We start from the raw sequence: 21,410 nt of genomic DNA, 5'->3' as shown, positions 1-21,410 counted from the left end.
ACGCTCCGGCACCGCTCCCCGCCCCGAGCCGCCTCCGGCTCCCTCAGCAGTGCGCGCTGTAGCGGACGCACCCGGGCGACGGAGCATGGCCGCTGTCCCACTGGTGCTGTGCGACCACCAGCACCCCTCCGGCCAGGAGGGCCACCAGCAGGTGCGCGATCACCGTCCAGCGGGCACGGAAGATTCCCGCGAGCACCGCCGTGACGAGGACGGCGATCAGCAGCACCCGCACCCGCCCGAGGTGCGCGAGGCGGGCCGCGTCGATCCGCTCCCGTTCGCCTTGCGCCGCCCATACCTCCAGGCCGAGGCCGAACATCCAGTCCAGCACGAGCCACGCCGTCTCCAGCAGGAACAACGGGATCGCGAAGGCGAGGTCGACGCCCCGGCGTGTCCGGTGCGACCAGGGACGGCGGCGCTCCGGCGCCGGAGAGGTGAACATCATGGCCGCAGGGTGCCGAGCCCGGCGGCGGGTGCGCATGAGTACGCGTACTCATGCGCGGCTCCCTTCCCCCGGTGGGCGCGATGCCGCAGAAGGAGGGGACACGTCGACGGGCCGGCCGCGGCCTGCCTTCCGGCGCGTGCCGAGTCGCGGTGTGTCACGTCCGGCTCCGGGCCGGATCGTGCTCGGGGTGCGGCGTGCGGTCGTGCCGCGGAAGCAGGAAAGGGGTGATCAGCATGAGGAGACCCGCGACGGCGATCGCGGTACGGGGGCCGGTGACGCCGCCCAGCAGGCCCCACAGCGCGGTCATGGCCGCGACGGTCACCTTGCTGGTGACCGACCACGCCGACAGGGTGCGGGCGACCCGGTCCGGCGGCGTCCGGTCGAGCCGGTAGGTGGCGAACACCGGGTTGAACACGCCCATGCAGGTGATCAGGCCGAACTCGATCGCGATGACGAGCACGAGCCCGGCCACGCCGGGGCGGATGAAGGCCAGCCCGAGCGACCAGCACGCGCGCAGCGCCCCGGCGGTGAGCATGACCTTGTGCCGACCGAACCGTGGGACGAGTCGGCGGGCCAGCCGCGAGCCGATGATGCCGCCGACGCAGGGCAGGCCGAACGCGAGGCCGTACTGCCAGGGGGCGAACCCGAGGTCTCCGAGCATGAGAACGGCGAGCGGCGGCAACGTGGCCATGATCAGGCCGCTGATCAGGACCGTGTTGAAGAACAAAGGGCACAGGGCCGGGTCGTTCAGGATGTACCGCCACCCGTCGAGCAGGTCGCCGGGCCGGAGCCGCTTCCCGTACGCGCCGGTGCGCGCCGGAAGCGGCTCGCCGCCGCCGATCGCACGGATCCCCACGGCCGAGAGGAGGAAGCTGACCGCGTTGGCCGCCACGGTCATCACCGGGCCGAACAGCCCGATCGCGGCCGTGCCGGCCGGCGGTCCGAGCACGGTGGCGGTCCAGGTCGTGGACTCGAAGCGTCCGTTCGCGACGAGCAGGTCCTCCGGTGGCACGAGCGCCTTCAGACAGGCACCACTGGCCGCGTTGAAGGCGATGTCCGCCGCACCGACGACGACGGACACGACCAGGAGCTGGACGAATCCGAGCAGCCCGAGTGCGTACGCGGCGGGGACGCTGATCAGCGCCACGAACCGGGTCAGGTCCATCGCGACCATCACCGGCCGCTTGCGGCGGAACTCCACCCATGGACCGAGCGGCACCGCGACCGCCGCCCCTACCGCCAGCCCCGTCGCCGACAGCATCGAGACCGCGGTCGGCCCGGCGTGCAGCACAAGGATCGCGATCAGGGCGAACGCGTCGAACGCGAGCCACGTGCCGAACGTACTGACCGCGTACGCCGCCCACAGCCACCCGAACCGCCGGCCCAACGGCCTCCTGCCCACCATCCTCAGCCCCCCAGACACCTCACCCGAACAAGCCGCCACGCCCGTCACGCGAATCCGCGGACCGCTTCGGCGACAACGGTCCCATGACGCGTCGAGCCGGCCGGAGGCGGAGCGGATCACCCGCCGGCACCGGGGCGGCCGGCCCAGGCCGCGCGGGCTCGGCGCACGAGGACACGCTACGCCGACCGGTGCAGACCCCACCCGCCACGCCACCCTCGACGAGCCCGTGGAGAAGACTGGGCGGACACTGTTCGGGATCTGCTCGCGACCGGGCTTGAGGCCTTGGCGTACCGGCCCGGCCGCACAGCGGCGGATCACCGACCGATGGCTCGTGCCCGACAGATCCGGACCGGAGGAGCGTCTCCCATGAAGATCCATCTGACCAGCGTCTTCGTCGACGACCAGGCAAAAGCCCTGCACTTCTACACCGAGGTCCTCGGCTTCGTGAAGAAGCACGACGTCCCGGTGGGCGAGAAGGACCGGTGGCTGACCGTCGTCTCTCCCGACGACCCCGGCGGCACCGAACTCCTCCTGGAGCCCGCCGGCCACCCGGCGGCCAGGACCTATCGCGACGCGCTCGTCGGGGACGGCATCCCGCTCGCCCAGTTCGCCGTCGACGACGTGAAGGCGGAGTACGAGCGCCTGCGCGGCCTCGGCGTCCGCTTCACCCAGGAGCCCATGGAGATGGGCGCCGTCACCACGGCCGTCTTCGACGACACCTGCGGCAACCTGATCCAGATCGCCACACAGCCGCAGTAGGCGTCCGCCCTGGCACGAGGGCCCGGCCACCACGGCCGGGCCCTCGCCCGTCCCGGCCCTGACCCCGGTCTCCCGAAATTTTTTCGTCCGCCCGTCACATTCCTCCTTCGCCGTGGGTCATAGAGGCAGAGACCTGGGAGAGCACCTCCCGGGCGGACGCATTGGAGATGGTGAAGATGACCGTGGCGAGCACCCCCGTTCTGGTCACCGGCGGCACGGGCACGCTCGGCCGCCTCGTCGTGCCCCTCCTGCGGGAGGCCGGTCGCACCGTGCGGGTACTCAGCCGGCGTGGCGGCGATCCTGCTGACGGTGTCGAGCACGTGGCCGCCGACCTGCGCAAGGGCGAGGGAATCGACGCCGCGCTCAGCGGGGTCGACACCGTCCTGCACCTCGCGGGCGGCCCCAAGGGCGACGACGAGGCCACGCGACACCTGGTGCGGGCCGCGCAAGCCGCCGGTGTGAATCACTTGGTGTACATCTCGGTCATCGGGGCGGACAAGCTGCCGCTGGGCTACTTCAGGGCCAAGCTGGGCGCGGAGCGGGCAATATCGGACTCCGGGATTCCGTGGACGACGCTGCGGGCCGCCCAGTTCCACGACCTGGCCCTGACGGTCGTGGAGAAGATGGCGAAGCTGCCGGTGGTACCCGCCCCGGGCGGGCTCCGCTGGCAGCCGGTCGACGCGCGCGACGTCGCCGTACGCCTCGTGGAACTGGCCCTCGGCCGCCCGGCCGGCCTCGTGCCCGACCTCACCGGGCCGAAGGTGTACGGCCTGGACGACCTGAGCCGCGGCTATCTGGAGGCGCGCGGCAAGCACCGGATGACGCTGCCCGTCCGGATGCCGGGAAAGGTCGGCCGCGCCTACCGCGCGGGCGAGAACCTGACTCTGGAAGGCGCCTCGGTCGGACAGCGGACCTGGGAGGACTTCCTCGCCGAGCGGGTGGCAGCGGCCTAGTCGCGCGAGCGCCGGGGCCGGCGGGCGTCCGGGAGGTCAGTTCTTCGGGCTCTTCGGGCTCTTCAGGGTTTCAGGCCGTAGAAGTGCATCGGCGAGTTCGGCCTGAAGCCGATGCGGGGGTACACCGGCGCCCCCGCCGCCGTCGCGTGCAGGGTGGCACGTGTCAGGCCGGTGGCCCGGGCGCCCTCGTACAGGGCCTTGCGCGTCACCGCCTCTCCGTAGCCCCGGCGCTCCCATTCCGGGGCCGTGGCGACGAGCGCGACGAAGAGCCGGCCTTCCGCCTCCACCGCCCCGGCGCACGTCACCGGGACCCCGTCCCGTACGCCCAGGTAGGCATGCACCTGCTTCCTCCACAGCGTGGACCCGAGGAGCCCGTCGCGGCCGTCCTCCAGCGCGAATCCGTAAGCCCGCGAGTTCAGGTCCGCGTACGCCTGTAGCTGTTCGTCCGTGGTCACGCGCACGAAGGTCAGATCGGGGTGGGACGGCTCGGGGAGGGGAAGGAAGTCGCCGGCCATCCCGGTGCCGGGGAAGGCGTGGTCGAGGCCCGCCTTCTCCGCCGCCGCCGGCATTCCCGCGCGTGCCTCGTCGCTGAGGAGGTCCTCGAAGAGCCACAGGAACCCGGGGTGTTCCTTCGCGCGCATGATGTCCGCCGCCTGGCACAGGCGTTGCTCGAAGAGCGCCGTGTCCGCGTCGACATCGGTCAACGTGACGCAGTTCCAGAAGGCGAACCGGCAGTCGGCCCAGCGGACGGCGATTCCGGGAAGGTCCCGCACATCCGCGTCCGCGTCACGGTCGAGGACCATGGCCCGCCAGACCACGGCGAGCTGCTCCATCGATTCGATCGACTCCGTACGTTCCGTCATCAGACCTCCTGAACAGTGAAGTTATGCGAAAGTCTCCGCCGGCAGAGTCGAAAGAGCCGACCTGGAACAGCGTCAGTCCGGTCGCGTTACGGACCACACAGGACAGCCAAGTCACCTTATCCGACGGACCCTGAGTACCGTTCTTCAACTCTCCGTCTGCACAGCACTACTGAGACACCCATCCGGATCATGGCTGGGCCGGTCCGGCCCCCTCAGGTGGGCGATGCCCCGGTCCAGAGCGGCTTCCAGGTGGTCCAGGCCGCCCGTTGTCAGCAGGATCATCACGCCGCCCTGAACCCCGGCGAGAAGGGCGGCGGCCTCGCGGTCGGCGTCCAGTCCGGGGGGTATCTCGCCGATACCCTGCATATGGCGGATGCCCGAGGCGAGTTGGTCCTGCCACCGCTTCAGGAGTTCACAAGCCACGGCCCGCGCGGCCTCCGTGGCCGCTCCGATCCGGGACATGGCCGTGTGCAGCGGGCAGTTCTCGCCTTGCGCGCGGTAGCGCGCGACGACCTTGTCCCGCCACTGCCACCACGCGGCCCAGCTGGTCAGAGAACCCAGCTCCGGCTGCTGGTCCGCGATGACCCGGTCCGCCTCGTGGCGGGCCACGGCCAGCAGCAGTTCGTCCTTCCCGCTGGGGAAGTAGTGGAACAACTGGCTCTTGCTGGTCGCCGTGCGAGCCATCACATCCTCCAGCCGCAGGGAGAACACGCCCTGGTCGCGTATCTCCTCGGCGGCTCCCTCGACGATGCGCTGCTTGGTGGCGGCGCCCTTACGGGTCAAGGACACAGATCCTCCCGGTGTGAGTTGTCCCGCCCCTTGAACGCGAAGGGTACGCGGGACGGCGTGGGCCATGGCCGGTCAGGGCAGGAGGAGCAGCTTCCCGGTGGTCCCGCGCGACTCGATGTCCGCGTGGGCCTGTGCCGCGTCCGCCAGGACGTAGCGGCCGCCGATGCGCGGGGTGAGCTGCCCGCCGAGTACCAGGTCGAAGATCTCTCCGGTGCGGTGGAACAGGGCCTCGCGGGTGGGCACGTGGTGGTGCATCACCGGGTACGTCAGAAAGATGCTGTTGGGCAGGTCGGTCGGCCGGAGGGCCGGAACGCCCATGAAAGGGCCGTAGTACGCGTGCACCCCGTGCGGGCGCAGGGCGAGCTGTGAGGAGTGGAACGTCTCGGTGCCACCGCCGTCGTAGACGAAGTCCGCTCGGACAGGGCATGTTGGGTACCTGTTCAAGGCTGGCGTAACCCGGAAAAACCTCAGCCGCCGGCCTTTAGCAGTCACCCCAGACTTCTCCGTTGTGCGGCACCAGCCCCCGTCACACAGAAGGGGGGAGCTGTCCGCGTACCCATTCAGGGTCGGGGTTGACATGCGGCCGGCCCGCCACGACGACGGTCGGCACGGTCTCATTGCCCTCGTTGGCCGCCCTCACCACTGCCGCACCAGCCGGGTCGCGCCATATGTCGACCCAGTGCGCCTGGCGCGCGCTGCGGCCCAGCCGGATGCGCAGTCGCAGGCAGTACTTGCAGCCGGACCGCCAGAAGACGACCGGCCGGCCATCGACGGCGCTGCGGCGCTGCGCCTCCAGCGCACCGATCGGCCTCGGGAAGGCCAGGGGCGAGTTCACACCTGCGAGCGCCACGAACAGCGGCAGGATCGCTGCGGCCGCACCGGGGATCCCACTGAAGATCAGCCCGGCCGCAACGACTGAGCCGCAGAGCACAAGCAGTATCGGCAAGATCCAAGCACGTGTCATGAAGACCTAGGCTAACGATGGGACGAAGCACCCCTCGGACCGGGCTGCCCGCTGCTCACCTGGGCGTTCACCGTACGCCGGAGTGGTGCTCGGCCGCGGCGGTGAAGGCCTCGGCGCCTCAAGCTCACCGGCGGCCCACCGGGGCACCGACGCGGCATCGGCGGCCAGGACCCGCACTGTGCGTGCAGCGCCGGCTCCGGCCGAGTCCTCGGCGGCGGTGACATCCGGCGGCGATTCTCCCGCAAAGGACGCAAATCAGACCGTACGCTGCTCGATGTGACCGTACACGCTGACGAAGCGCCGCCGCCCCGGCGATGCGCGAGCGACGACGCGGCCGCCCGGTGTCGGGAACAGTGGGCGGGTGGGTCGGATGACCGCTGAAGCCCCCAGCCATGTCTACTACTTCGCGGTCGGAACGGGCGTGTGGCGTGGCACGTTCACGTTCCGGGTCACCTCGTGGCGGCGGTTCCTGGGGGCCCGGGGCCTTGGCGGGCTGAACCGGTTGCTCGTCGTCGCGATGTGCGGAACGCGGCTGGTCACCGGTGCGTCCCGGCTGGACTCGACGATCGTCGCGAGGCCGGACGCGGGCGACTTCGGCGAGGCCGACAACACGGTCAGGCTCTCCGCATTCGGTGTCCCCCTGTACCTGCTGCGGGAGCGCTACGTCCTGGACCCCGACGGCACCAGGGTCACCGTCCACGCCCACGAGCGGTTCGGACCCCTCCCGCGCGTCATGACGCGCACCTTCGCCTACCCCGCGGAGATCCGCGAGGCGGGCATGGCGTCCACGTACCACATGCCGCTGCTGGGGACGGCCTGGACCGCGACCTACCACGTGGGGGCCGACCGGCGCAGTCTCGCCGGGGAGCTGGTGTGCGACTGGGCGCGCGCGACGGAGCGGGCCCGGCGGGTGACCGGGGGTGGCGGCGGGACGGAAGGCCCCGAGTGACGACGCCCGGCGTCCCCTCCCCCGCCGAGAAGGTCGAGCGTGTCGCCCGCGAACTCGCGCTCCGCGTCGGGAGGTACGACGCGGAGCGCGACCACCGCGCCACGTTCGCCTACACCTACTACCGGCTCACCACCAGCCTGACCACGGCGCTGCGGACGGGCACCCCGCCGTTCGCGGAGCCGGACTGGGTGGCCGATCTGTCCGTCTCGCTGGCGTCGGCCTACTTCTCGGCGATGGACGCCACCGACACATGGCTGGCGGCGTTCCCCCGGAGCGGCGGCGAGGTCGCGCCGGGGGACCTCCCGGATGCCGTGCCACCGCCCTGGCGCGACGTCTACGCCGCCTCGTCCGTACGGCACTCCTACGTCCTGGAGGAGGTGCTCTTCTCGATGATGGCGCACATGTCCTACGACCTGCCCCTCGCGCTGCGGTCACTGGACGCCCGCGCGGGGAACCACCGGCACATCGGCGACTTCCACCGCATGAACGACCTGCTCGCCACGTGCGTCGACGAGGTCCAGGACGATCTGGCCGCCCGGTACTGCCGCGGCCTGCGCTCCCTGGACCGGCTGTTCACCCGCGACGACGAACTCTTCACGAACTACGGGATCCGCATGGCGCGCGGCCTGGCGTGGTTCAACTCCGACCGGCTCAGGGAGCCGACGTCGGCCGACGCCGCGACGGCGTCCATCAGCAGGTCCACGGCCGCCTTCATCACCCGCATCCGCTTCCCCGGCGACTGGAAACTCCGCGCAGTCTCCCGCCTGCTGCGCCTGCTGATCCCTCCCCGCCGGCAATGGCCCGCGCCGGGCACGCCGATCGGCTGATCAGGGAAAGTCGCCCAGAGCGGCCTGATGCGCTGTCAGCGTCGCAGTGAGACGCCGCCATGGCACCACCTGAGGAGGCGCCCCGGACGGTCCAGGGACGTCCAGGCTCTTCGGCCCATCAGGGCTGATCAACGAGGAGGCCGGTTCGTTCGGCGAGGAGGGCCGCCCGGAGGCGTCGCTGCACCCCGAGCTTGCGGAGCACGGCTCGTACGTGGTCCTGGACCGTGCCCAGGTGCAGTTGACGGCCGATGTCCGTGTTGGGCAGCCCCTGAGCGTGCAGGACCAGGACTTGCCGCTCCCGGGGCGAGAGCCGGCCGAGGGCGACGGTGGCCGCGGTCCGGCCGGCGTCCGAGAGGAAGGCGCTGACGACCGGTGCGCTGACGTCAGCGGACATCATGGGTCCATTCCTGCGCGAGGAAGCGCACCAAGGGGGCGAGGCGGTCGGGCGGCGTGTCCTTGCGTACGTACCCGGCCGCGCCCGCGGCCAGCGCCGTGGCCACGCGTTCGGGGGTGCTGGAGGCAGAGAGGACGCGGACGGCCGGGCACTCGGTCGACGAGGGAAGCCCCCCTGGCGTTCATGATCCACTTCGTGGTTGTCTCTGCCTCAGTGCCCCTTGAGGAGAGAAGGAACGACCATGAGACACCTCGTCCGCACCCTGGCCCTGACCGGAGCGACCGCCGCGACCGCCGCTCTGACGCTGCTCACCGCCCCCACCGCCCAGGCCGCGCCGTCCGACGGGCCGGCGTGCGTCACGGCCGCCGGGACGAAGTCCTTCGGGCGCGGCGAGATATCGATGTGCCCGCAGAGCGACGGCACCACGCGGGTCACCGGCTGGATCGAGGACCTGCTGCCCGGCAAGGGCTGGGGCGGCGCACCGGACGGGCGCTGCGCGGGCTGGTGGATCGAGATGGGCGCGAAGGGCGGCATGGTCGGCCCGCTGGTCTGCCCGCACTTCACGAGTTCGCACGAGACGACGTACAAGTTCGACTACACCTTCAAGCCCGCCGCTCCGGTGACAGGCGCGAGGCTGAACGCTTTCACGGCCTGACACGACCCGATGCCCGGGGCGGCGGCGAGGACCTGCTGCCCGGAGTCACCGCTGTCAGGATCCGCCTTCGCCTCCCGCGCCGAGTCTGTGGTCGAGTGCGGCACGGGCGGCCGGGCAGTTCCCGCGGATGACGTCGAGGAAGGCGTCCAGCACCGGGGAGCGTTCCCGGGTGGCGAAGGACAGGACCAGATCGGGCAGCGGCGTGCGCGGGGTCACCTCGCAGAACCACGTGCCACGTCGCGGGACCGACAGCATGCGGGAGGGCCCCAGGCCCACGCCCACACCACAGGCGGCGAGGCCGATGATCGTGTGGATGTCCCTCGCGACGCTCGCGCCGGCAAGGGCCGGGGAGTCCTTGCCCAGCAGGGTGCGCAGGGTCATGAGGGCGGTGGGCTCGTCCTCGGCCGGCGCCACGATCAGCTGCTGGCACCGCAGTTGGTCCACGCTCACCGACGGCCGACCGGCGAAGGGGTGCGTGCTGCTCACGACCGCGACCAGGTGGTCGTGCCCGATCGGCACGGACACCAGATGCTCGGTCCCGGTACCCCGTGGCCGGCCGAGGGTGATCGCCACGTCCAGTTCACCGGCGACGAGCGCGGCCGTGCTGCGGCTGGTCGCCATCTCGTGCAGCTCCAGCCGCACCGCGGGCCGTTCCCGGCCGAACCGGCAGAGGACGTCAGGCAGGGGTTCGAGCAGCGCCGAGGCGATGAATCCCAGGCGTAGCCGCCCCGTTTCGCCGCGCGCGGCCCGGGCCGCGTCGACCGAGGCGGCCGTGATCTCGTCGAGCGCCCTGCGCGCCCGGGCGAGGAACGCCGCGCCCGCGGCCGTGGGGAACACCCCCTGACGGGTGCGGTCGAACAACCGGGCGCCCACCTCGCGTTCCAGGTCGGCGATCTGCTTGGACAGCGGAGGCTGCGCGATGCCCAGGGCACCGGCGGCCCGGCCGAAGTGCCCGTGCTCGGCGAGAGCCAGGGCGTACCGCAAGTGCCGCGCCTCCATGCCACCCCTTCCGGCGATATCCCCTGAGTATCGCGGATCACCTTGTCAGATCTTTCACTGGATGACAGGGGCGCGGGTCACATGCAATTGCGGTCATGACCAAGTTCTCCCCCGCCCGCACCGTCCTCGTCCTCGTGCACGGCGCCTGGCACGGTTCCGGGCAGTGGGCGGCCACACAGCGCGCGCTCGCCGGAGCCGGCACCGCGAGCGTGGCCGTCGACCTGCCCGGTCACGGCTTCGACGCACCCCTGCCCACCGGATACCTCCTGCCCGGCCAGCCGGGCCTGTCGACCGAGAGGTCCCCGCTCGCCACCGTGACGATGGACGACTGCGCCGAGGCCGTGCTCCGCACGCTGCGTCAGGTCCGCCCGCACTACCGTCGTGTCGTGCTCGTGGCGCACAGCGCGGGCGGCGGCCCCGCGTCACTGGCCGCCGAACGGGCACCCGAACTCGTCGACGCCCTCGTCTACCTGTCGGCCTTCGTCCCCGCCGGACGGCCGCGGTTCTCCGACTACGTCGAGTCGCCCGAGAACGCCACGGCACGAGGACAGGGCCTCACCGTCGGCGACCCCGGGAAGCTGGGTGCCGTGCGGATCAACCCGTTCTCACCTGACCCCGCCTACGTCGAGGAACTGCGCCGGACCCATTACCAGGACACCCCGCCGGACCGCTTCGCCCGCTGGCGTTCGGCGCTGAGCACCGACCTGCCGCTGACGCTCGTCACCACGCCGGTCACGCTGACGTCCCCGCGGTGGGGACGGATACCCCGGACCTTCCTGCGCTGCGCGGACGACCGGGCGCTGACACCGGCCGTGCAGGACCTCATGGTCAGGGAAGCCGACCGGGCCGTGCCCGGCGAACCGTTCACCGTACGCACCCTCCCCGGCAGCCACACCCCGTTCGCCACCCGGCCCGACGAACTCGCCGCCGCCCTGCTGCCGTGAGCAGCGGGCCTCGCACCTTGCCGGGCGGCTTCTAGCCTCATCGGCCCGGTGCCGGCCGCCCGTCCGCGGACCCCGCACGGCCGCCGCACACCCGTCGACCGCACGCCATGACGGCGTGCGGTCGACGGTCGCTGCCCGGCCGTGTGTGTTCTGCCGACCGCGGTCAGTAGAACATGAACGTCGGGTACAGCCCGTTGAGGTACTGCGTGATGACCTCACCGGCACCGATCCCACCGCCGTTGGCGGCGTTGGCCACGTCGTAGACCGACCCGTAGTTGCCCATCCAGTGCCAGGTCTTGGGGGCGGCCTGGGCCCTGCTGCACTGCCTGAGCGCGATGCCTTCCTCGGCGGTGAGGACGGCGTCGTTCGCCGGCTTGTCGCAGACCGCTCGCGGGGTCTTGGGGGTGCTCGACACCGGGTCGTCCGCGGCGGCCGCCGGGGCCGCCAGGCCGATCAGCAGGGCAATGGGGGCCGCTGCGAGGGTGAGGGTTCGATGACGGTTCATGGTGACCTCCATGAGGGGATCAGATGTTCGACAAGCGCCCATCTGGACCCACAACCGTACGAGCGACCTTCGCCCCCGTCGCACCGGATGCACCATTCGAGTGACGACTGCCGCGCTGAGCAGCGAGAACATCCCGACACCCCCTCGGCATCACGCTTCCGCTCGACGTCCGCCCAGCAGCCCCGGCATAGCGTTCACCCTCACATCATTGCAACGAAACAGCGATTGACGTTGCGTTAGACATCAGATCATTGCAATGATTTCATGCCTCTGACCTGCATGAATGATGTTTGTGTGCAACGAAGATGTTGCTGGTTCCTTGAACGCAACGTAGCTTTTGCGTTGTCGGAAACGCCGACCGGAACCGAAGGAAGTCATCATGCAGAAGTTCGCCACCGCCGCCCCGATCGCCGCCGTCCTGGACATCCCCGCCGGGCGCATCCGCTTCATCGCCGCCGACCGGGCCGACACCACGGTCGAGGTCCTTCCGGCGGACGTCTCCAACGGCCGTGACGTGAAGGCCGCGGAGCAGGTCGAGGTCGTGTTCGCCGACGGTGTCCTGCGGGTGGAGGGTGCGCCGGTGAGGAACCGGGTCCTGGGTGGTTCGGGGTCGGTCGAGGTGACGGTGCAGCTGCCCGCCGGTTCCCGCGTCGAGGCGAAGGCGGCCGCGGCCGAGTTCCGGGGTGTCGGGCGGCTCGGCGACGTCGCCTTCGAGGGCGCGCAGGGCTCGGTGAAGATCGACGAGGCCGCGAGCGCCCGCCTCACGCTCCTGGCGGGCGACGTCGTGGTCGGCCGCCTGGGCGGCGACGCGCAGGTCAGCACCCAGAAGGGCGACATCCGTATCGCCGAGGCCGTCCGTGGCACGGTCGAACTGCGCACCGAGGCCGGCGGGATCTCGATCGACGCCGCCCGGGGCGTCTCCGCCTCCCTCGACGCAGGCACCACCTACGGCCGCATCCACAACGCCCTTCAGAACGCCGGGGGCGCCGCCGGCCTGACCATCCACGCGACCACCGCCTACGGCGACATCACCGCCCGCAGCCTGTAAATCCGCCCGCAGCCCGTACAGAACGTAGAGGAACACCACATGAGCACCACTCAGCACTACCAGGCGGCGGAGCAGCTCCTCCGCCGCCCCGCCCGCCCCGGCGAGCTCGTCATGGGCGACAAGGTCCGGCCGCAGTGGATCGACGGAGGCGCGCGCTTCTGGTACGGGGTGAGCAACGGCGTCGGAAGGCGGTTCGTGCTCGTCGACCCGGCGGAGGGCACCCGGGAGCCGGCCTTCGACCACACTCTTCTCGCCGCCGCACTGGCCGCCGCCTCCGGACAGCGGGTCGACCCCGAGGCCCTGCCGTTCCTGGCCGTCGAACTGGTGGGGGACGCCGTGGAGTTCCACGCGTTCGGCGAGTACTGGCGCTGCCGTCTGGACGGCTACGCCTGCGAGCGGGCCGGGTTCACGCCGCCGGGCAACCCGCTGGAGGTGCCCTCGCCCGACAAGAAGGTCGCGGTGTCCCGGCGCGGGTACGACCTGTGGGCACGCTCGCTGTCCGACGGCCGCGAGTGGCCGCTGACCACCGACGGCGAGCCCGGTCACCGGTACGGCTCCGGCCCCGACTGCACGAGCAACGGCACCCTGCTGCGCAAGATCGGCCTGCCGCACCTGCCGCCCGCGGTGGCCTGGTCGCCCGACTCGACGAAGGTGCTGGCGCACCGGACCGACGAGCGCGACGTCCGGCGGACACACCTCGTGGAGGCCGGGCCCGCCGACGGCGGCGCGCCCCTCCCGCGCACCCAGCGGTACGCCTACGCGGGGGACGAGCACATGCCGCTGGCCGAGCTGGTGGTGCTGGACGTCGCCGAGGACACGGTGGTCCGCGCGCGGGCCGAGCCGCTGCTCATGCCGATGATGTCGCCGATCACGAGCAAGTGGGCGTGGTGGGCCCCGGACGGCTCGGCGGTGTACTACCTGGGCCGGCCGCGCGACTCGCGCACACTCACCCTCCACCGGCTGGACCCGGCCACCGGTGAGGTCACCACGGTGCTGAGCGAGAGCGGGGCCACCCGTGTCGAGCCCAACCCCTGGATGTACGAGCCGCCGATCGTGCGCGTGCTGGACGGCGAGGTGCTGTGGTACTCGCAGCGGGACGGCTGGGGTCACCTCTACCGGTACGACCTGCGCACCGGCGCGCTGCTCGGGCAGGTCACCTCCGGCCCGTGGACGGTGCGGCAGATCCTGCGCGTCGACGAGGCCGAGCGGATGGTGTACTTCACCGCCACCGGGCTGGTCGACGAGGATCCGTACCGGCGCACGGTGTGCCGGGCCGGTCTGGACGGCTCCGGCTTCGCCAGGGTCACGGACGACGAACTGGACCACGTCGTCACCGTGCCGGAAGGCCAGGAGTACTTCATCGACTCCGCGTCCACCGTCGGCACCCCGCCGGTGACGACGGTCCGTGACTGGACCGGGCGGGTGCTGGTCGAGCTGGAGCGCGCCGACATCGGCAAGCTCACGGCCACCGGCTGGACGCCGCCGGAGCGGTTCCGCGTCAAGGCCGCCGACGGGGTGACGGACATCTACGGGGTGCTGTACCGGCCGCACGGCTTCGACCCCGCACGGCGCTACCCGGTGGTGGACAACGTCTACCCCGGCCCGCAGGTCAACCGGGTCGCCCCGTGCTTCGACCCCGGTGGAATGGGCCTCGACGCGGAACCCCTCGCGGCGCTGGGCTTCGTGGTGATAGCGGTCGACGGCCGAGGCACCCCGGGGCGGAGCAAGTCCTTCCATGATGCCTCCTACGGTCACTTGGCCGACGCGGGCGGCCTGGCCGACCACGTCGCGGCGCTGCGGCAGCTGGCCAGGACCCGGCCGTGGATGGACCTGGACCGGGTGGGCGCGTTCGGCCACTCCGGAGGCGGGTTCGCCGCCGCGCGGGCGATGCTGGACTTCCCCAAGGTGTACAAGGCCGGAGTCGCCCTTTCCGGCTCGCACGACGCCCCCTGCTTCAACCTGGGCTTCGTGGAGACCTACGACGGCGCCGGCAATCCGGAGGCCTGGGCCCGTACGTCCAACGTGGACCTCGCGGACCGGCTGGCGGGCAGGCTGCTGCTCGTCCACGGCGGGATGGACGACCAGGTGCACCCGGACCAGACGCTGCGGCTGGCCGACCGGTTCATCGCCGCCGACAAGGACTTCGAGCTGCTCATCGTCCCCGGCGCCGAGCACACGTTCATCGACTGCCTGGCCTACGTCCGCAAGCGCTGCTGGGACTTCCTGGTGCGCGAACTGATGGGCACTCAGCCGCCTGCCTACCGCCCCGCCCCCATCGCCATCGGCCCCGAGCTGCTCGGCGAGCTGTTCGCCTGAGCGCGCCGCCGGCCGGTGGGCCGTGCCGGCGGGCTCGCGCCGGAGCCTGCCGTCACGCCAGTCCCGCGAGGGCGGCGGCCAGAGGCGCCGGATCGGCGGGCCCCAGGTGCGGGGCGCGCAGGGAGCGGACGTCGAACCGGTTGCCGGGAGTCGCCGCGTCGGCCTCCTTTATCATCCGGTCCTGGAGGGCGAGCGGGATGCTGCGGTCGAGGGTGAAGCGCAGGTAACTGCGGGGTACGCGGCCCCACGTCGCCGGGTGGCCGCGGGCGTCGTCACGGATGAGCGAGGCCGATTCGTCCGGCTCGAAGGTGTTGAGCGCGTTGCGGAAGGCCGTGTCGCTGTAGTCCGCCGCGAAGGCGGCCTTCGCCTTGGCGACGAAGCCGGCGTCCGCCGAACGCCAGTTGTTACGGAGCACACCGGTTCGCTCGGGATCGCCGACGCTCGGGATGGTGGGGAGCAGCGTCGCCCTCCCCTCCGGCACCAGGAAGCAGTCGAGGACGCTGCGTATCCGGACGCAGCAGAACGCCGACAGGTACACCAGCCGGGCTATCGCGTCGGGCACCTGATTGCCCACTCTGGTGATCGTGGCGCCGCCCATGCTGTGGCCGACCAGGACGACCGGGCCCTGCCGGGCGAGGCGGCGCACGACGCCCGCGACGTGGCGGGCGTTGTCCTCAAGGGACGTCCTGGAGAGGACGGGTGACGGCGCGTTCGTGAACGCGGCCAGGTCCTGCGGTGCCTGGTAGGAGGGCGGGAAGTTCGCCTGTGCTCCGTGGCCGGGGAGGTCGACGGCGAGCGCGCGGTGGCCCTCCAGGGTGAGGGCGGCGATCAACGGGGCGAAGGCGTAGGCGTTGCTGTTGGCACCGTGCACGAGGAGGAAGGTGGGCCGCTTCCCGTGCGCGCCGCTTTCCTTCCCGACGCGCGCGCCGAGCAGACCGCCCGCGGCGGCGCCCGTACCGGCCGCGGCGGCCACCGCCCCGGCCCCCCGCAACAGCCGCCGCCGGCCGACTCCACGGGCCGGGGCGCACTCGGACGCCCCGCTGGGCGGGGAGGCGTTCACCGGCTCAGGCACGGGCTCGCCGTTCCGCGCCGCGCACGGCCTGCGCCCAGCCGAGGAGTACCGCGCCGACGGCGCCGACCGCCAGATCGGTCCACTGCGGCAGTCCCGCGCCCCTGAGGATGCCGGCCACGCCGAAGCCGGTGCTCCACAGCGCCTCGGTGAGGGCCGATCCGAAGCCCTGCACGAAGAGGATCGCTCCCAGGAGCCAGCGGGTGCGCTGCCAACCGCTGGGGGTGTGCTGCCTCGTGCGCGTCACGGTCATGCCGTTTCCTCCGGTCGTCCGTCAGGGATTCGATACGCTCGTATCGATACGAAAGTATCACTAGAATCGGAGGCATGCCCAGACAGGTGGATTACGACAGCCGGCGGCGTCAGATCGTGGCGGCGGCCTTCGCCCTCGTCAGCGAAGAGGGACTTGAGGGGATGACGATGCGCGACGTCGCGGCCCGGGCCGGTGTCTCGGTCGGAGCCGTACAGCGCTGCTTCACCGGCAAGGAAGAGCTGATGGCCTCCGTCGTGGAGGACATGAACGAGCGGGTCAGCGCCCGCGTGCAGGGCTGGATCGCGGACTCCGCCGACCCTGACTCGGCCACGACGATGCTGCGGCACACACTCGCCGGCATCATGCCGCACGACGGGACGACCCTGGCGGAGAACCGGGCCTGGCTCGCCTTCGCCGCCCACGCGGCCGTCACCCCCGCCCTGGCGGCCGTCCAGCGCGAACAGTACGACGGACTCGCGGAACTCGTCGCCCTGCTGCTCCGCACGGCGCAGGCGTCCGGCGACGTCCGCTCCGACGCCGACACCGACGGGGAGGCGGACGCCCTGATCGCCCTCGCCGACGGACTCAGCATGCAGGTCCTGATGGGCCGCCGCACCCCGGATGCCGCCCTGGCGACGCTCGACCGGCGACTCGCGGCGCTCAGGGCCGCCGCGCGGTGACCCGAGCACGGTGTCCGGCCGGAAGAACACCGGACCCGGACGAACACCGAGGACGCACACCGAAGGCGCATGACCGGGCGTCCCCTCCCGGGTTGATACGTGGGCGAGGAAGCGTAGCGTAGTAAGTACTGGGCGGCGACCCGACCGTTGCTCGGAGCAGCGTCGAAGGCCGCCGTGTCAGTACGGGACGACACAGCGTAGAGCCGATGCGCGCGATGTGCCGGGGGCCTGTCGAAGATGCTCGGGACCTGTTGAGAGCTTGCCCTCGCTGCGTGAGGCACCCCATAGCCGATCTCCAGGGACAACTCCCCGCACGGCCCCCGCTTTGCAGGGCGTCTCCTGCGGTGCTCCGGTGCGGGCCGCGGAGGCCCTCCCATGGAGGAGGGAGATCATGGCTGAATACGAGACCTACTGTGCGAGAGCCGACGAGGGGCGTGCCCGCTCACTCGCCTCGAGCACGTCGCCGTACACGATCGAGGTGGAGTTCCTCGGCGGTCTGAACCAGGCGCAGAAGGCCGCGTTCACCACCGCGGCGGACCGCTGGGTCAAGGTCATCGTCGGAGATCTGCCGGACGTGAACGTCAACGGCAGGATCATCGACGACCTCTTGATCCAGGCCGAGGGCTCGGCCATCGACGGACCGGGAGTCATCCTGGGTCAGGCGGGACCGGGCTTCCTCAGGCCGCCCGGTGGACCCGGGGAATTCCTTCCCGCGACGGGCATCATGTCCTTCGACAAGGACGACCTGGCCAGCATGCAGGCCAACGGGACACTGGTGGATGTGATCACCCATGAGATGGGGCACGTCATCGGCCTCATCACCTCACCCGCCCGGAAGAAGGGGCTGGTCAAGGGCATCGGTGGCGACAATCCCATCTTCCGCGGCCAGCAGGCCCAGGAGGAGTACCGGAGGCTGAGGGACGCGGACGAGCTCAAGCCGGTACCGGTGGAGAACGAAGGGGAGCCGGGCACCCGCGACGCGCACTGGCGGGAGAAGGTGTTCGCCAACGAGCTGATGACCGGCTTCGTCAAGCAAGCGCCCAATCCGCTGAGCCGTCTGTCGGTGGGGGCCCTGCAAGACCTCGGCTACGTGGTGGACCTGGAGGCCGCCGACGACTACAGCATGCCCAGCCTCCTGGCACTGGCCGAGGAGGGCGAGCTGCGGACGCACATCGCCCCCATCGACGTCGGCATCGTGCTGCCCACCATCCCGACCGTGCTGCCCTCGGACAGCCTGGTCACCGCGGCATGAGGGAAGCTCACCGATGAGCCGTGAGCGAAAGCGTCACGCGAGGAACGGGCGCGGGACCGCGCCGGAAGAAGGAGAACCGTACGTGGTCCTGCGGCCGGACGTCACCGTCCTGGGCGCCGAGGCGCTCGTCCCCCGTGACAACGTCGTACGGCCCGCGCCCAACCGGTTCGACCACGTCCTCGAACAGGACCAGCCGTACTGGTTCGACCGGGCCGAGCCGCACCCGCGACCCGACGGGACCCTGACCGCGGGAACACCCGTGGTCGTCCTCCGGGAGGAGGGCGAGCGGTGCCGAGTGGTCACCGGCAGCGGCCTGTACGTGTCGGTCGACCGTGCGAGCGTGGGGAGACTGCCTCACGAGGACGTGGGGAGGCCGCCTCACGAGGAGGGGTGACGCGACGTCGGACGGCCGGGGCGTCACACTCCGTCCGTTGGCGGCCGGCATCTCCTCGACTTACTGTGAAAACAGCTGTGGCGGCTGTGCATCGCGCTCTTCCCGGGCCGCGCAAAGGACGCCCCCGAGCGGATCCGCCGCTGGAAGGGTGGGTGTTCCCATGGCCTCCGTCTATGTCTCATGGTGGAACGTGGAGAACCTCTTCGACGAGGAGAACTCCCCACGGCGCAGCGAGAAACTCGCCCGCGTCCTGGCCGGCGACCTGCGGGGCTGGACGCCGGAGCTACGGGACCGGAAGATCAGCCGGCTGGCGTCGGTGATCGCGAAGATGAACGACGGCCAGGGCCCGGACCTGCTGGGCGTGTGCGAGATCGAGAACGAATTCGTCATGCGTGGCCTGATCGACGCGATCACGGTGCTGCTGCCGAACCGTTCCTACGACGTGGCGCATGCCGACACCTCGGACCAGCGGGGCATCGACGTCGCGTTCATCTTCGACTCGACGCTCTTCACGGCGCCCGCCGACGAACAGTTCCAGCACGTGGTGATGCGCCGCACCGGAACCCGGGAGCTCTTCCAGGTGAATTTCCGGACCGCTGACGGAGTCACATGGGCGGTGTTCGGCAACCACTGGCCCTCGCGCCGAGGCGGGCACCTGGAGTCGGAGGGGTACCGTGCGGTGGCCGGCGAGACGCTCTCCTTCTTCCACGAGCGGGTCCTGGAAGTACACGGCGTGAAGACCCCGGTGCTGGCCATGGGCGACTTCAACGACGAGCCGTTCGACGTCTCGCTGACGCGCCACGCGCTCAGCACACGTCAGCGCGCGAAGGTCATGAACGCCACCGAGGCGCCGCTGCTGTGGAACCTGATGTGGCCGGTGGAGGGCGTCGACGAACGCCGCGCCGAAGCCGGTGAGGCGGACGTCCGGCTGCCCTCGGGCACCCTGTACTTCGACGGCTTCGCCAACGTCTTCGACCAGTTCCTGGTCAACAAGAACATGCTCAAGGCCAACTCCGCCCTGCGTGCCGATCCGGACTCCGTTCACATCGTCACGCAGCCGCCCGACATGATCAGTACGGGGAAGTACCCCGAACCCGTGATCTTCGGCGGCATGGGGAAGCCGGTCAACAGGGACGGCTACTCCGACCATTACCCCATCGGCATGCGGGTTCACCTCGCCTGAGGCCCACCCCCCGCCCGCGGGATCACGTCCATCCGGATGTCGTCGGCCGCCCAGAGCACGAACCGCTCGACCGGGGTCACCACGTGTCCCGGCGCGGGCCGGAACCGGAAGCGCTTGAGCAGCAGGGCCAGGACCAGCTCGGCCTCGGCCATGGCCAGGCCGGCGCCCTCGCAACCGCGCGGCCCGATGCCGAAGGGGACGTACGCCAGCCTCGGCCGCCCGGCCTCCTCTTCCGGGGTGAAACGCTCGGGGACGAACTTCTCCGGCTCGGGCCAGTGGTCGGGGTTCATGTGGACGGCCCGGAACGGATAGAAGATCGTCGTCCCGGCCGGGATCTCGTAGTCGCCCACGACGACGGCCTCGGTGGCCTCCCGCGCCCCGTACGGGCCGGGCGGGTACAGCCGCATCGACTCCTTGAGGACCATGTCGAGGTAGGTGAGGCGCCGCAGGTCGGCGTACGCGGGCGCCGCACGGTCACCGAGCACGCGGTCCAGCTCGTCGGTGACGCGTTCCGCCACCTCGGGGTGGCGGCCCAGCAGGTGCAGCGTCCATGAGACGGCCACTCCGGTCGTGTGGTGGGCGGCCAGCATCGTCACCATGACGGTGTCACGGATCCGCGCGGGTCTTTCACCGGCCTCGATGAGCGCCCCGATGAGATCGCTCCGGTCCGTGCGGCCGCCGGGCCGGTGGGCCGCGACCACCTGGTCGACCGTCGCACGCAGCAAGGCCAGGGCCTCCTCCGCCCGCCGGGCCCGTTCCTCCCGCGTGCCCGGGACCGGCACCTGGTACAGCCGTCCCAGATGTTCGGTGAGCACGTCCTCGAACGCGGTGACGACGCCGTCCGGGTCCGTCACGTCACCGCCCATGGCGTACTCGCAGATCATCCGCAGGGACAGCCCGGTGAGGTCCTTCTGCAACTCGACGGGCCCGCGGCCGGCCTGTTCGGCCCAGCGGTCGGCGAGCGCTGTCGCCAGCGTGGTGAACCGCGGGAAGTGCCGCTCGTGGGAGGGCCGCCCGGCCAGCACCGACAGCAACAGCCGCCGCCAGGGGGTGTGCTCGTCGGCCGGCAGCACCTGGAGGTTGCCCGCCTCGCACAGCGGGTCCAGGAACTGGAACAGCCGCTCCGGCCGCTTGTCGATGCCGGCCGTGGCCTCCAGCAGCACGGGGTCGGCGATCGACACGGCCGTCTCCGCGCCCGGGAGCTGGAAGCGCACGACGGGCCCGTACTCGGCGTGCAGCCGCAACTGGTAGTGGTGGAGCCCGCCCGCCGCCGCGACGGCGCCGGTCCCGCCGTCCTCCTGGGGCTCGGGTCCGGGAATGTCCATGACCGTTCCTCCTCGCTGACAGCCCGGCGCGCAGGGCGACGACCGATGTCTCCCTGTGCACAACGACGGCCGGGCGCCGTGCGTGCCGGGCCCGTCGGCCGTTCCACCGTGCCGCGGCCGGGGGACCGCCGTCACCACACCACCCCAGGTGCAAAGCGGCCTCGGCCGCCGCGCCCCGGCCGGGGGAACGGGGGCGCCATCTGATCGTTTCCGTCAGCAACGCAAGTCCCGGATCGGGTGACCGACCACGCCAGGGTGAATCGCACAAACGCCGACCGGGCCCCGGCCCAGGATCTGCGGGCCGATTGACGGCGGCTCGAATTTCCGCGCGACGGAACGCCCCCTGGGGGCCGTGACGCCCCCGATCGGGGGTCGTTTTCCCGATCACTCGTCCGATCAGCACGTCAACGAGGAGGCGCGGTGCATCACCATCACGACCGTC

At 71.3% G+C, this 21,410-nt stretch carries 24 protein-coding genes; 12 read left to right on the top strand and 12 right to left on the bottom strand.

The annotated features are described in order from the left end of the window. Positions 1-43 precede the first annotated feature (43 nt). Both SMD11_RS30605 and SMD11_RS30600 read right to left on the bottom strand, forming a co-directional pair. The gene (locus SMD11_RS30605) at positions 44-442 is read right to left on the bottom strand and encodes a DUF6234 family protein (protein WP_234366238.1); all 399 of its coding nucleotides are present in this window, start codon (positions 440-442) and stop codon (positions 44-46) included. Positions 443-596: 154 nt separating this feature from the next. After that, positions 597-1,847, bottom strand: coding sequence for an MFS transporter (locus tag SMD11_RS30600; protein ID WP_087929526.1), 1,251 nt, complete (start codon positions 1,845-1,847; stop codon positions 597-599). Positions 1,848-2,213: 366 nt separating this feature from the next. Between SMD11_RS30600 and SMD11_RS30595 the strand changes: the two genes are divergently transcribed. Together SMD11_RS30595 and SMD11_RS30590 are read left to right on the top strand one after the other, a co-directional pair. Beyond that, complete coding sequence (locus SMD11_RS30595; protein WP_087929525.1) at positions 2,214-2,606, top strand: VOC family protein; 393 nt, start codon at positions 2,214-2,216, stop codon at positions 2,604-2,606. Between the two features lie 176 nt (positions 2,607-2,782). Next, positions 2,783-3,559, top strand: a complete 777-nt coding sequence (locus tag SMD11_RS30590; protein ID WP_087930825.1) for an NAD(P)H-binding protein — start codon at positions 2,783-2,785, stop codon at positions 3,557-3,559. Positions 3,560-3,621: 62 nt separating this feature from the next. Here SMD11_RS30590 and SMD11_RS30585 read toward each other — a convergent pair whose 3' ends face one another. The 4 genes from SMD11_RS30585 to SMD11_RS30570 form a co-directional block, all read right to left on the bottom strand. Further along, positions 3,622-4,422 carry a GNAT family N-acetyltransferase gene (locus tag SMD11_RS30585; protein ID WP_087929524.1) on the bottom strand — a complete coding sequence of 267 codons (801 nt, stop codon included), beginning with the start codon at positions 4,420-4,422 and terminating at the stop codon, positions 3,622-3,624. A 144-nt stretch (positions 4,423-4,566) separates the two neighbouring features. Continuing rightward, positions 4,567-5,211 (bottom strand): TetR/AcrR family transcriptional regulator, encoded by a 645-nt coding sequence (locus SMD11_RS30580; protein ID WP_087929523.1) that lies wholly within the window; start codon positions 5,209-5,211, stop codon positions 4,567-4,569. A 72-nt stretch (positions 5,212-5,283) separates the two neighbouring features. Next, positions 5,284-5,655, bottom strand: a complete 372-nt coding sequence (locus SMD11_RS30575; protein ID WP_234366236.1) for a zinc-binding dehydrogenase — start codon at positions 5,653-5,655, stop codon at positions 5,284-5,286. 82 nt (positions 5,656-5,737) lie between these two features. Continuing rightward, positions 5,738-6,175 (bottom strand): glutaredoxin domain-containing protein, encoded by a 438-nt coding sequence (locus tag SMD11_RS30570; RefSeq protein ID WP_087929522.1) that lies wholly within the window; start codon positions 6,173-6,175, stop codon positions 5,738-5,740. 370 nt (positions 6,176-6,545) lie between these two features. On the opposite strand from SMD11_RS30570, the gene SMD11_RS30565 reads away from it, so the two are divergent. Further along, entirely contained in the window at positions 6,546-7,124 is a 579-nt protein-coding gene (locus tag SMD11_RS30565) for a hypothetical protein (protein ID WP_087929521.1), read from the top strand. Then, positions 7,121-7,951 carry a DUF5995 family protein gene (locus SMD11_RS30560; protein ID WP_087929520.1) on the top strand — a complete coding sequence of 277 codons (831 nt, stop codon included), beginning with the start codon at positions 7,121-7,123 and terminating at the stop codon, positions 7,949-7,951. The genes SMD11_RS30565 and SMD11_RS30560 overlap by 4 nt, the downstream gene beginning before the upstream one ends. 118 nt (positions 7,952-8,069) lie before the next feature. On the opposite strand, the gene SMD11_RS30555 is transcribed toward SMD11_RS30560, so the two are convergent. Continuing rightward, complete coding sequence (locus SMD11_RS30555; RefSeq protein ID WP_087929519.1) at positions 8,070-8,348, bottom strand: response regulator transcription factor; 279 nt, start codon at positions 8,346-8,348, stop codon at positions 8,070-8,072. Positions 8,349-8,586: 238 nt separating this feature from the next. Between SMD11_RS30555 and SMD11_RS30550 the strand changes: the two genes are divergently transcribed. After that, positions 8,587-9,000 carry a hypothetical protein gene (locus SMD11_RS30550; RefSeq protein ID WP_087929518.1) on the top strand — a complete coding sequence of 138 codons (414 nt, stop codon included), beginning with the start codon at positions 8,587-8,589 and terminating at the stop codon, positions 8,998-9,000. Positions 9,001-9,054: 54 nt separating this feature from the next. Here SMD11_RS30550 and SMD11_RS30545 read toward each other — a convergent pair whose 3' ends face one another. Continuing rightward, positions 9,055-9,999 carry a LysR family transcriptional regulator gene (locus SMD11_RS30545; RefSeq protein ID WP_087929517.1) on the bottom strand — a complete coding sequence of 315 codons (945 nt, stop codon included), beginning with the start codon at positions 9,997-9,999 and terminating at the stop codon, positions 9,055-9,057. A 95-nt stretch (positions 10,000-10,094) separates the two neighbouring features. On the opposite strand from SMD11_RS30545, the gene SMD11_RS30540 reads away from it, so the two are divergent. Next, on the top strand, positions 10,095-10,943 hold the full coding sequence (locus tag SMD11_RS30540) for an alpha/beta fold hydrolase (protein ID WP_087929516.1): 849 nt from the start codon (positions 10,095-10,097) through the stop codon (positions 10,941-10,943). A gap of 163 nt (positions 10,944-11,106) precedes the next feature. Here SMD11_RS30540 and SMD11_RS30535 read toward each other — a convergent pair whose 3' ends face one another. Continuing rightward, complete coding sequence (locus SMD11_RS30535) at positions 11,107-11,448, bottom strand: hypothetical protein (protein ID WP_234366235.1); 342 nt, start codon at positions 11,446-11,448, stop codon at positions 11,107-11,109. A gap of 379 nt (positions 11,449-11,827) precedes the next feature. Here SMD11_RS30535 and SMD11_RS30530 point away from each other — a divergent pair, with 379 nt between their 5' ends. Together SMD11_RS30530 and SMD11_RS30525 are read left to right on the top strand one after the other, a co-directional pair. Next, complete coding sequence (locus SMD11_RS30530) at positions 11,828-12,496, top strand: DUF4097 family beta strand repeat-containing protein (RefSeq protein ID WP_087929515.1); 669 nt, start codon at positions 11,828-11,830, stop codon at positions 12,494-12,496. A gap of 39 nt (positions 12,497-12,535) precedes the next feature. Then, on the top strand, positions 12,536-14,812 hold the full coding sequence (locus SMD11_RS30525; protein WP_087929514.1) for a S9 family peptidase: 2,277 nt from the start codon (positions 12,536-12,538) through the stop codon (positions 14,810-14,812). A 52-nt stretch (positions 14,813-14,864) separates the two neighbouring features. On the opposite strand, the gene SMD11_RS30520 is transcribed toward SMD11_RS30525, so the two are convergent. Together SMD11_RS30520 and SMD11_RS30515 are read right to left on the bottom strand one after the other, a co-directional pair. Further along, positions 14,865-15,884, bottom strand: a complete 1,020-nt coding sequence (locus SMD11_RS30520) for an alpha/beta hydrolase (protein WP_234366234.1) — start codon at positions 15,882-15,884, stop codon at positions 14,865-14,867. After that, positions 15,877-16,134: a hypothetical protein gene (locus tag SMD11_RS30515; protein ID WP_087929513.1), complete on the bottom strand. Its 258-nt coding sequence runs from the start codon at positions 16,132-16,134 to the stop codon at positions 15,877-15,879. The genes SMD11_RS30520 and SMD11_RS30515 overlap by 8 nt, the downstream gene beginning before the upstream one ends. A 74-nt stretch (positions 16,135-16,208) precedes the next feature. Between SMD11_RS30515 and SMD11_RS30510 the strand changes: the two genes are divergently transcribed. The 4 genes from SMD11_RS30510 to SMD11_RS30495 all read left to right on the top strand — a co-directional run bounded on the left by SMD11_RS30510 (position 16,209) and on the right by SMD11_RS30495 (position 19,643). After that, on the top strand, positions 16,209-16,814 hold the full coding sequence (locus SMD11_RS30510) for a TetR/AcrR family transcriptional regulator (RefSeq protein ID WP_087929512.1): 606 nt from the start codon (positions 16,209-16,211) through the stop codon (positions 16,812-16,814). 391 nt (positions 16,815-17,205) lie between these two features. Then, positions 17,206-18,066 (top strand): leishmanolysin-related zinc metalloendopeptidase, encoded by an 861-nt coding sequence (locus tag SMD11_RS30505; RefSeq protein ID WP_087929511.1) that lies wholly within the window; start codon positions 17,206-17,208, stop codon positions 18,064-18,066. A gap of 82 nt (positions 18,067-18,148) precedes the next feature. Beyond that, entirely contained in the window at positions 18,149-18,460 is a 312-nt protein-coding gene (locus SMD11_RS30500; RefSeq protein WP_087929510.1) for a hypothetical protein, read from the top strand. Between the two features lie 160 nt (positions 18,461-18,620). Next, positions 18,621-19,643, top strand: coding sequence for an endonuclease/exonuclease/phosphatase (locus tag SMD11_RS30495; RefSeq protein WP_087929509.1), 1,023 nt, complete (start codon positions 18,621-18,623; stop codon positions 19,641-19,643). Here SMD11_RS30495 and SMD11_RS30490 read toward each other — a convergent pair. Then, entirely contained in the window at positions 19,631-20,968 is a 1,338-nt protein-coding gene (locus tag SMD11_RS30490; RefSeq protein ID WP_087929508.1) for a cytochrome P450, read from the bottom strand. The genes SMD11_RS30495 and SMD11_RS30490 overlap by 13 nt on opposite strands. Between the last annotated feature and the right edge of the window lie 442 nt (positions 20,969-21,410).

Source organism: Streptomyces albireticuli, assembly GCF_002192455.1.
Lineage (GTDB): Bacteria > Actinomycetota > Actinomycetes > Streptomycetales > Streptomycetaceae > Streptomyces > Streptomyces albireticuli_B.
The sequence above is the reverse complement of the archived record's forward strand: the minus strand, read 5'-3'. Positions and strand labels throughout refer to the sequence as shown.

Bases quoted from the DNA above. Each gene is read 5' to 3' on its own strand.
- SMD11_RS30570 (WP_087929522.1), bottom strand. From the start codon at position 6,175: ATGACACGTGCTTGGATCTTGCCGATACTGCTTGTGCTCTGCGGCTCA.
- SMD11_RS30605 (WP_234366238.1), bottom strand. From the start codon at position 442: ATGATGTTCACCTCTCCGGCGCCGGAGCGCCGCCGTCCCTGGTCGCAC.
- SMD11_RS30565 (WP_087929521.1), top strand. From the start codon at position 6,546: ATGACCGCTGAAGCCCCCAGCCATGTCTACTACTTCGCGGTCGGAACG.
- SMD11_RS30540 (WP_087929516.1), top strand. From the start codon at position 10,095: ATGACCAAGTTCTCCCCCGCCCGCACCGTCCTCGTCCTCGTGCACGGC.
- SMD11_RS30550 (WP_087929518.1), top strand. From the start codon at position 8,587: ATGAGACACCTCGTCCGCACCCTGGCCCTGACCGGAGCGACCGCCGCG.
- SMD11_RS30525 (WP_087929514.1), top strand. From the start codon at position 12,536: ATGAGCACCACTCAGCACTACCAGGCGGCGGAGCAGCTCCTCCGCCGC.
- SMD11_RS30545 (WP_087929517.1), bottom strand. From the start codon at position 9,999: ATGGAGGCGCGGCACTTGCGGTACGCCCTGGCTCTCGCCGAGCACGGG.
- SMD11_RS30505 (WP_087929511.1), top strand. From the start codon at position 17,206: ATGGCTGAATACGAGACCTACTGTGCGAGAGCCGACGAGGGGCGTGCC.
- SMD11_RS30585 (WP_087929524.1), bottom strand. From the start codon at position 4,422: ATGACGGAACGTACGGAGTCGATCGAATCGATGGAGCAGCTCGCCGTG.
- SMD11_RS30590 (WP_087930825.1), top strand. From the start codon at position 2,783: ATGACCGTGGCGAGCACCCCCGTTCTGGTCACCGGCGGCACGGGCACG.
- SMD11_RS30495 (WP_087929509.1), top strand. From the start codon at position 18,621: ATGGCCTCCGTCTATGTCTCATGGTGGAACGTGGAGAACCTCTTCGAC.
- SMD11_RS30600 (WP_087929526.1), bottom strand. From the start codon at position 1,847: ATGGTGGGCAGGAGGCCGTTGGGCCGGCGGTTCGGGTGGCTGTGGGCG.
- SMD11_RS30595 (WP_087929525.1), top strand. From the start codon at position 2,214: ATGAAGATCCATCTGACCAGCGTCTTCGTCGACGACCAGGCAAAAGCC.
- SMD11_RS30515 (WP_087929513.1), bottom strand. From the start codon at position 16,134: ATGACCGTGACGCGCACGAGGCAGCACACCCCCAGCGGTTGGCAGCGC.
- SMD11_RS30535 (WP_234366235.1), bottom strand. From the start codon at position 11,448: ATGAACCGTCATCGAACCCTCACCCTCGCAGCGGCCCCCATTGCCCTG.
- SMD11_RS30490 (WP_087929508.1), bottom strand. From the start codon at position 20,968: ATGGACATTCCCGGACCCGAGCCCCAGGAGGACGGCGGGACCGGCGCC.
- SMD11_RS30510 (WP_087929512.1), top strand. From the start codon at position 16,209: ATGCCCAGACAGGTGGATTACGACAGCCGGCGGCGTCAGATCGTGGCG.
- SMD11_RS30530 (WP_087929515.1), top strand. From the start codon at position 11,828: ATGCAGAAGTTCGCCACCGCCGCCCCGATCGCCGCCGTCCTGGACATC.
- SMD11_RS30555 (WP_087929519.1), bottom strand. From the start codon at position 8,348: ATGATGTCCGCTGACGTCAGCGCACCGGTCGTCAGCGCCTTCCTCTCG.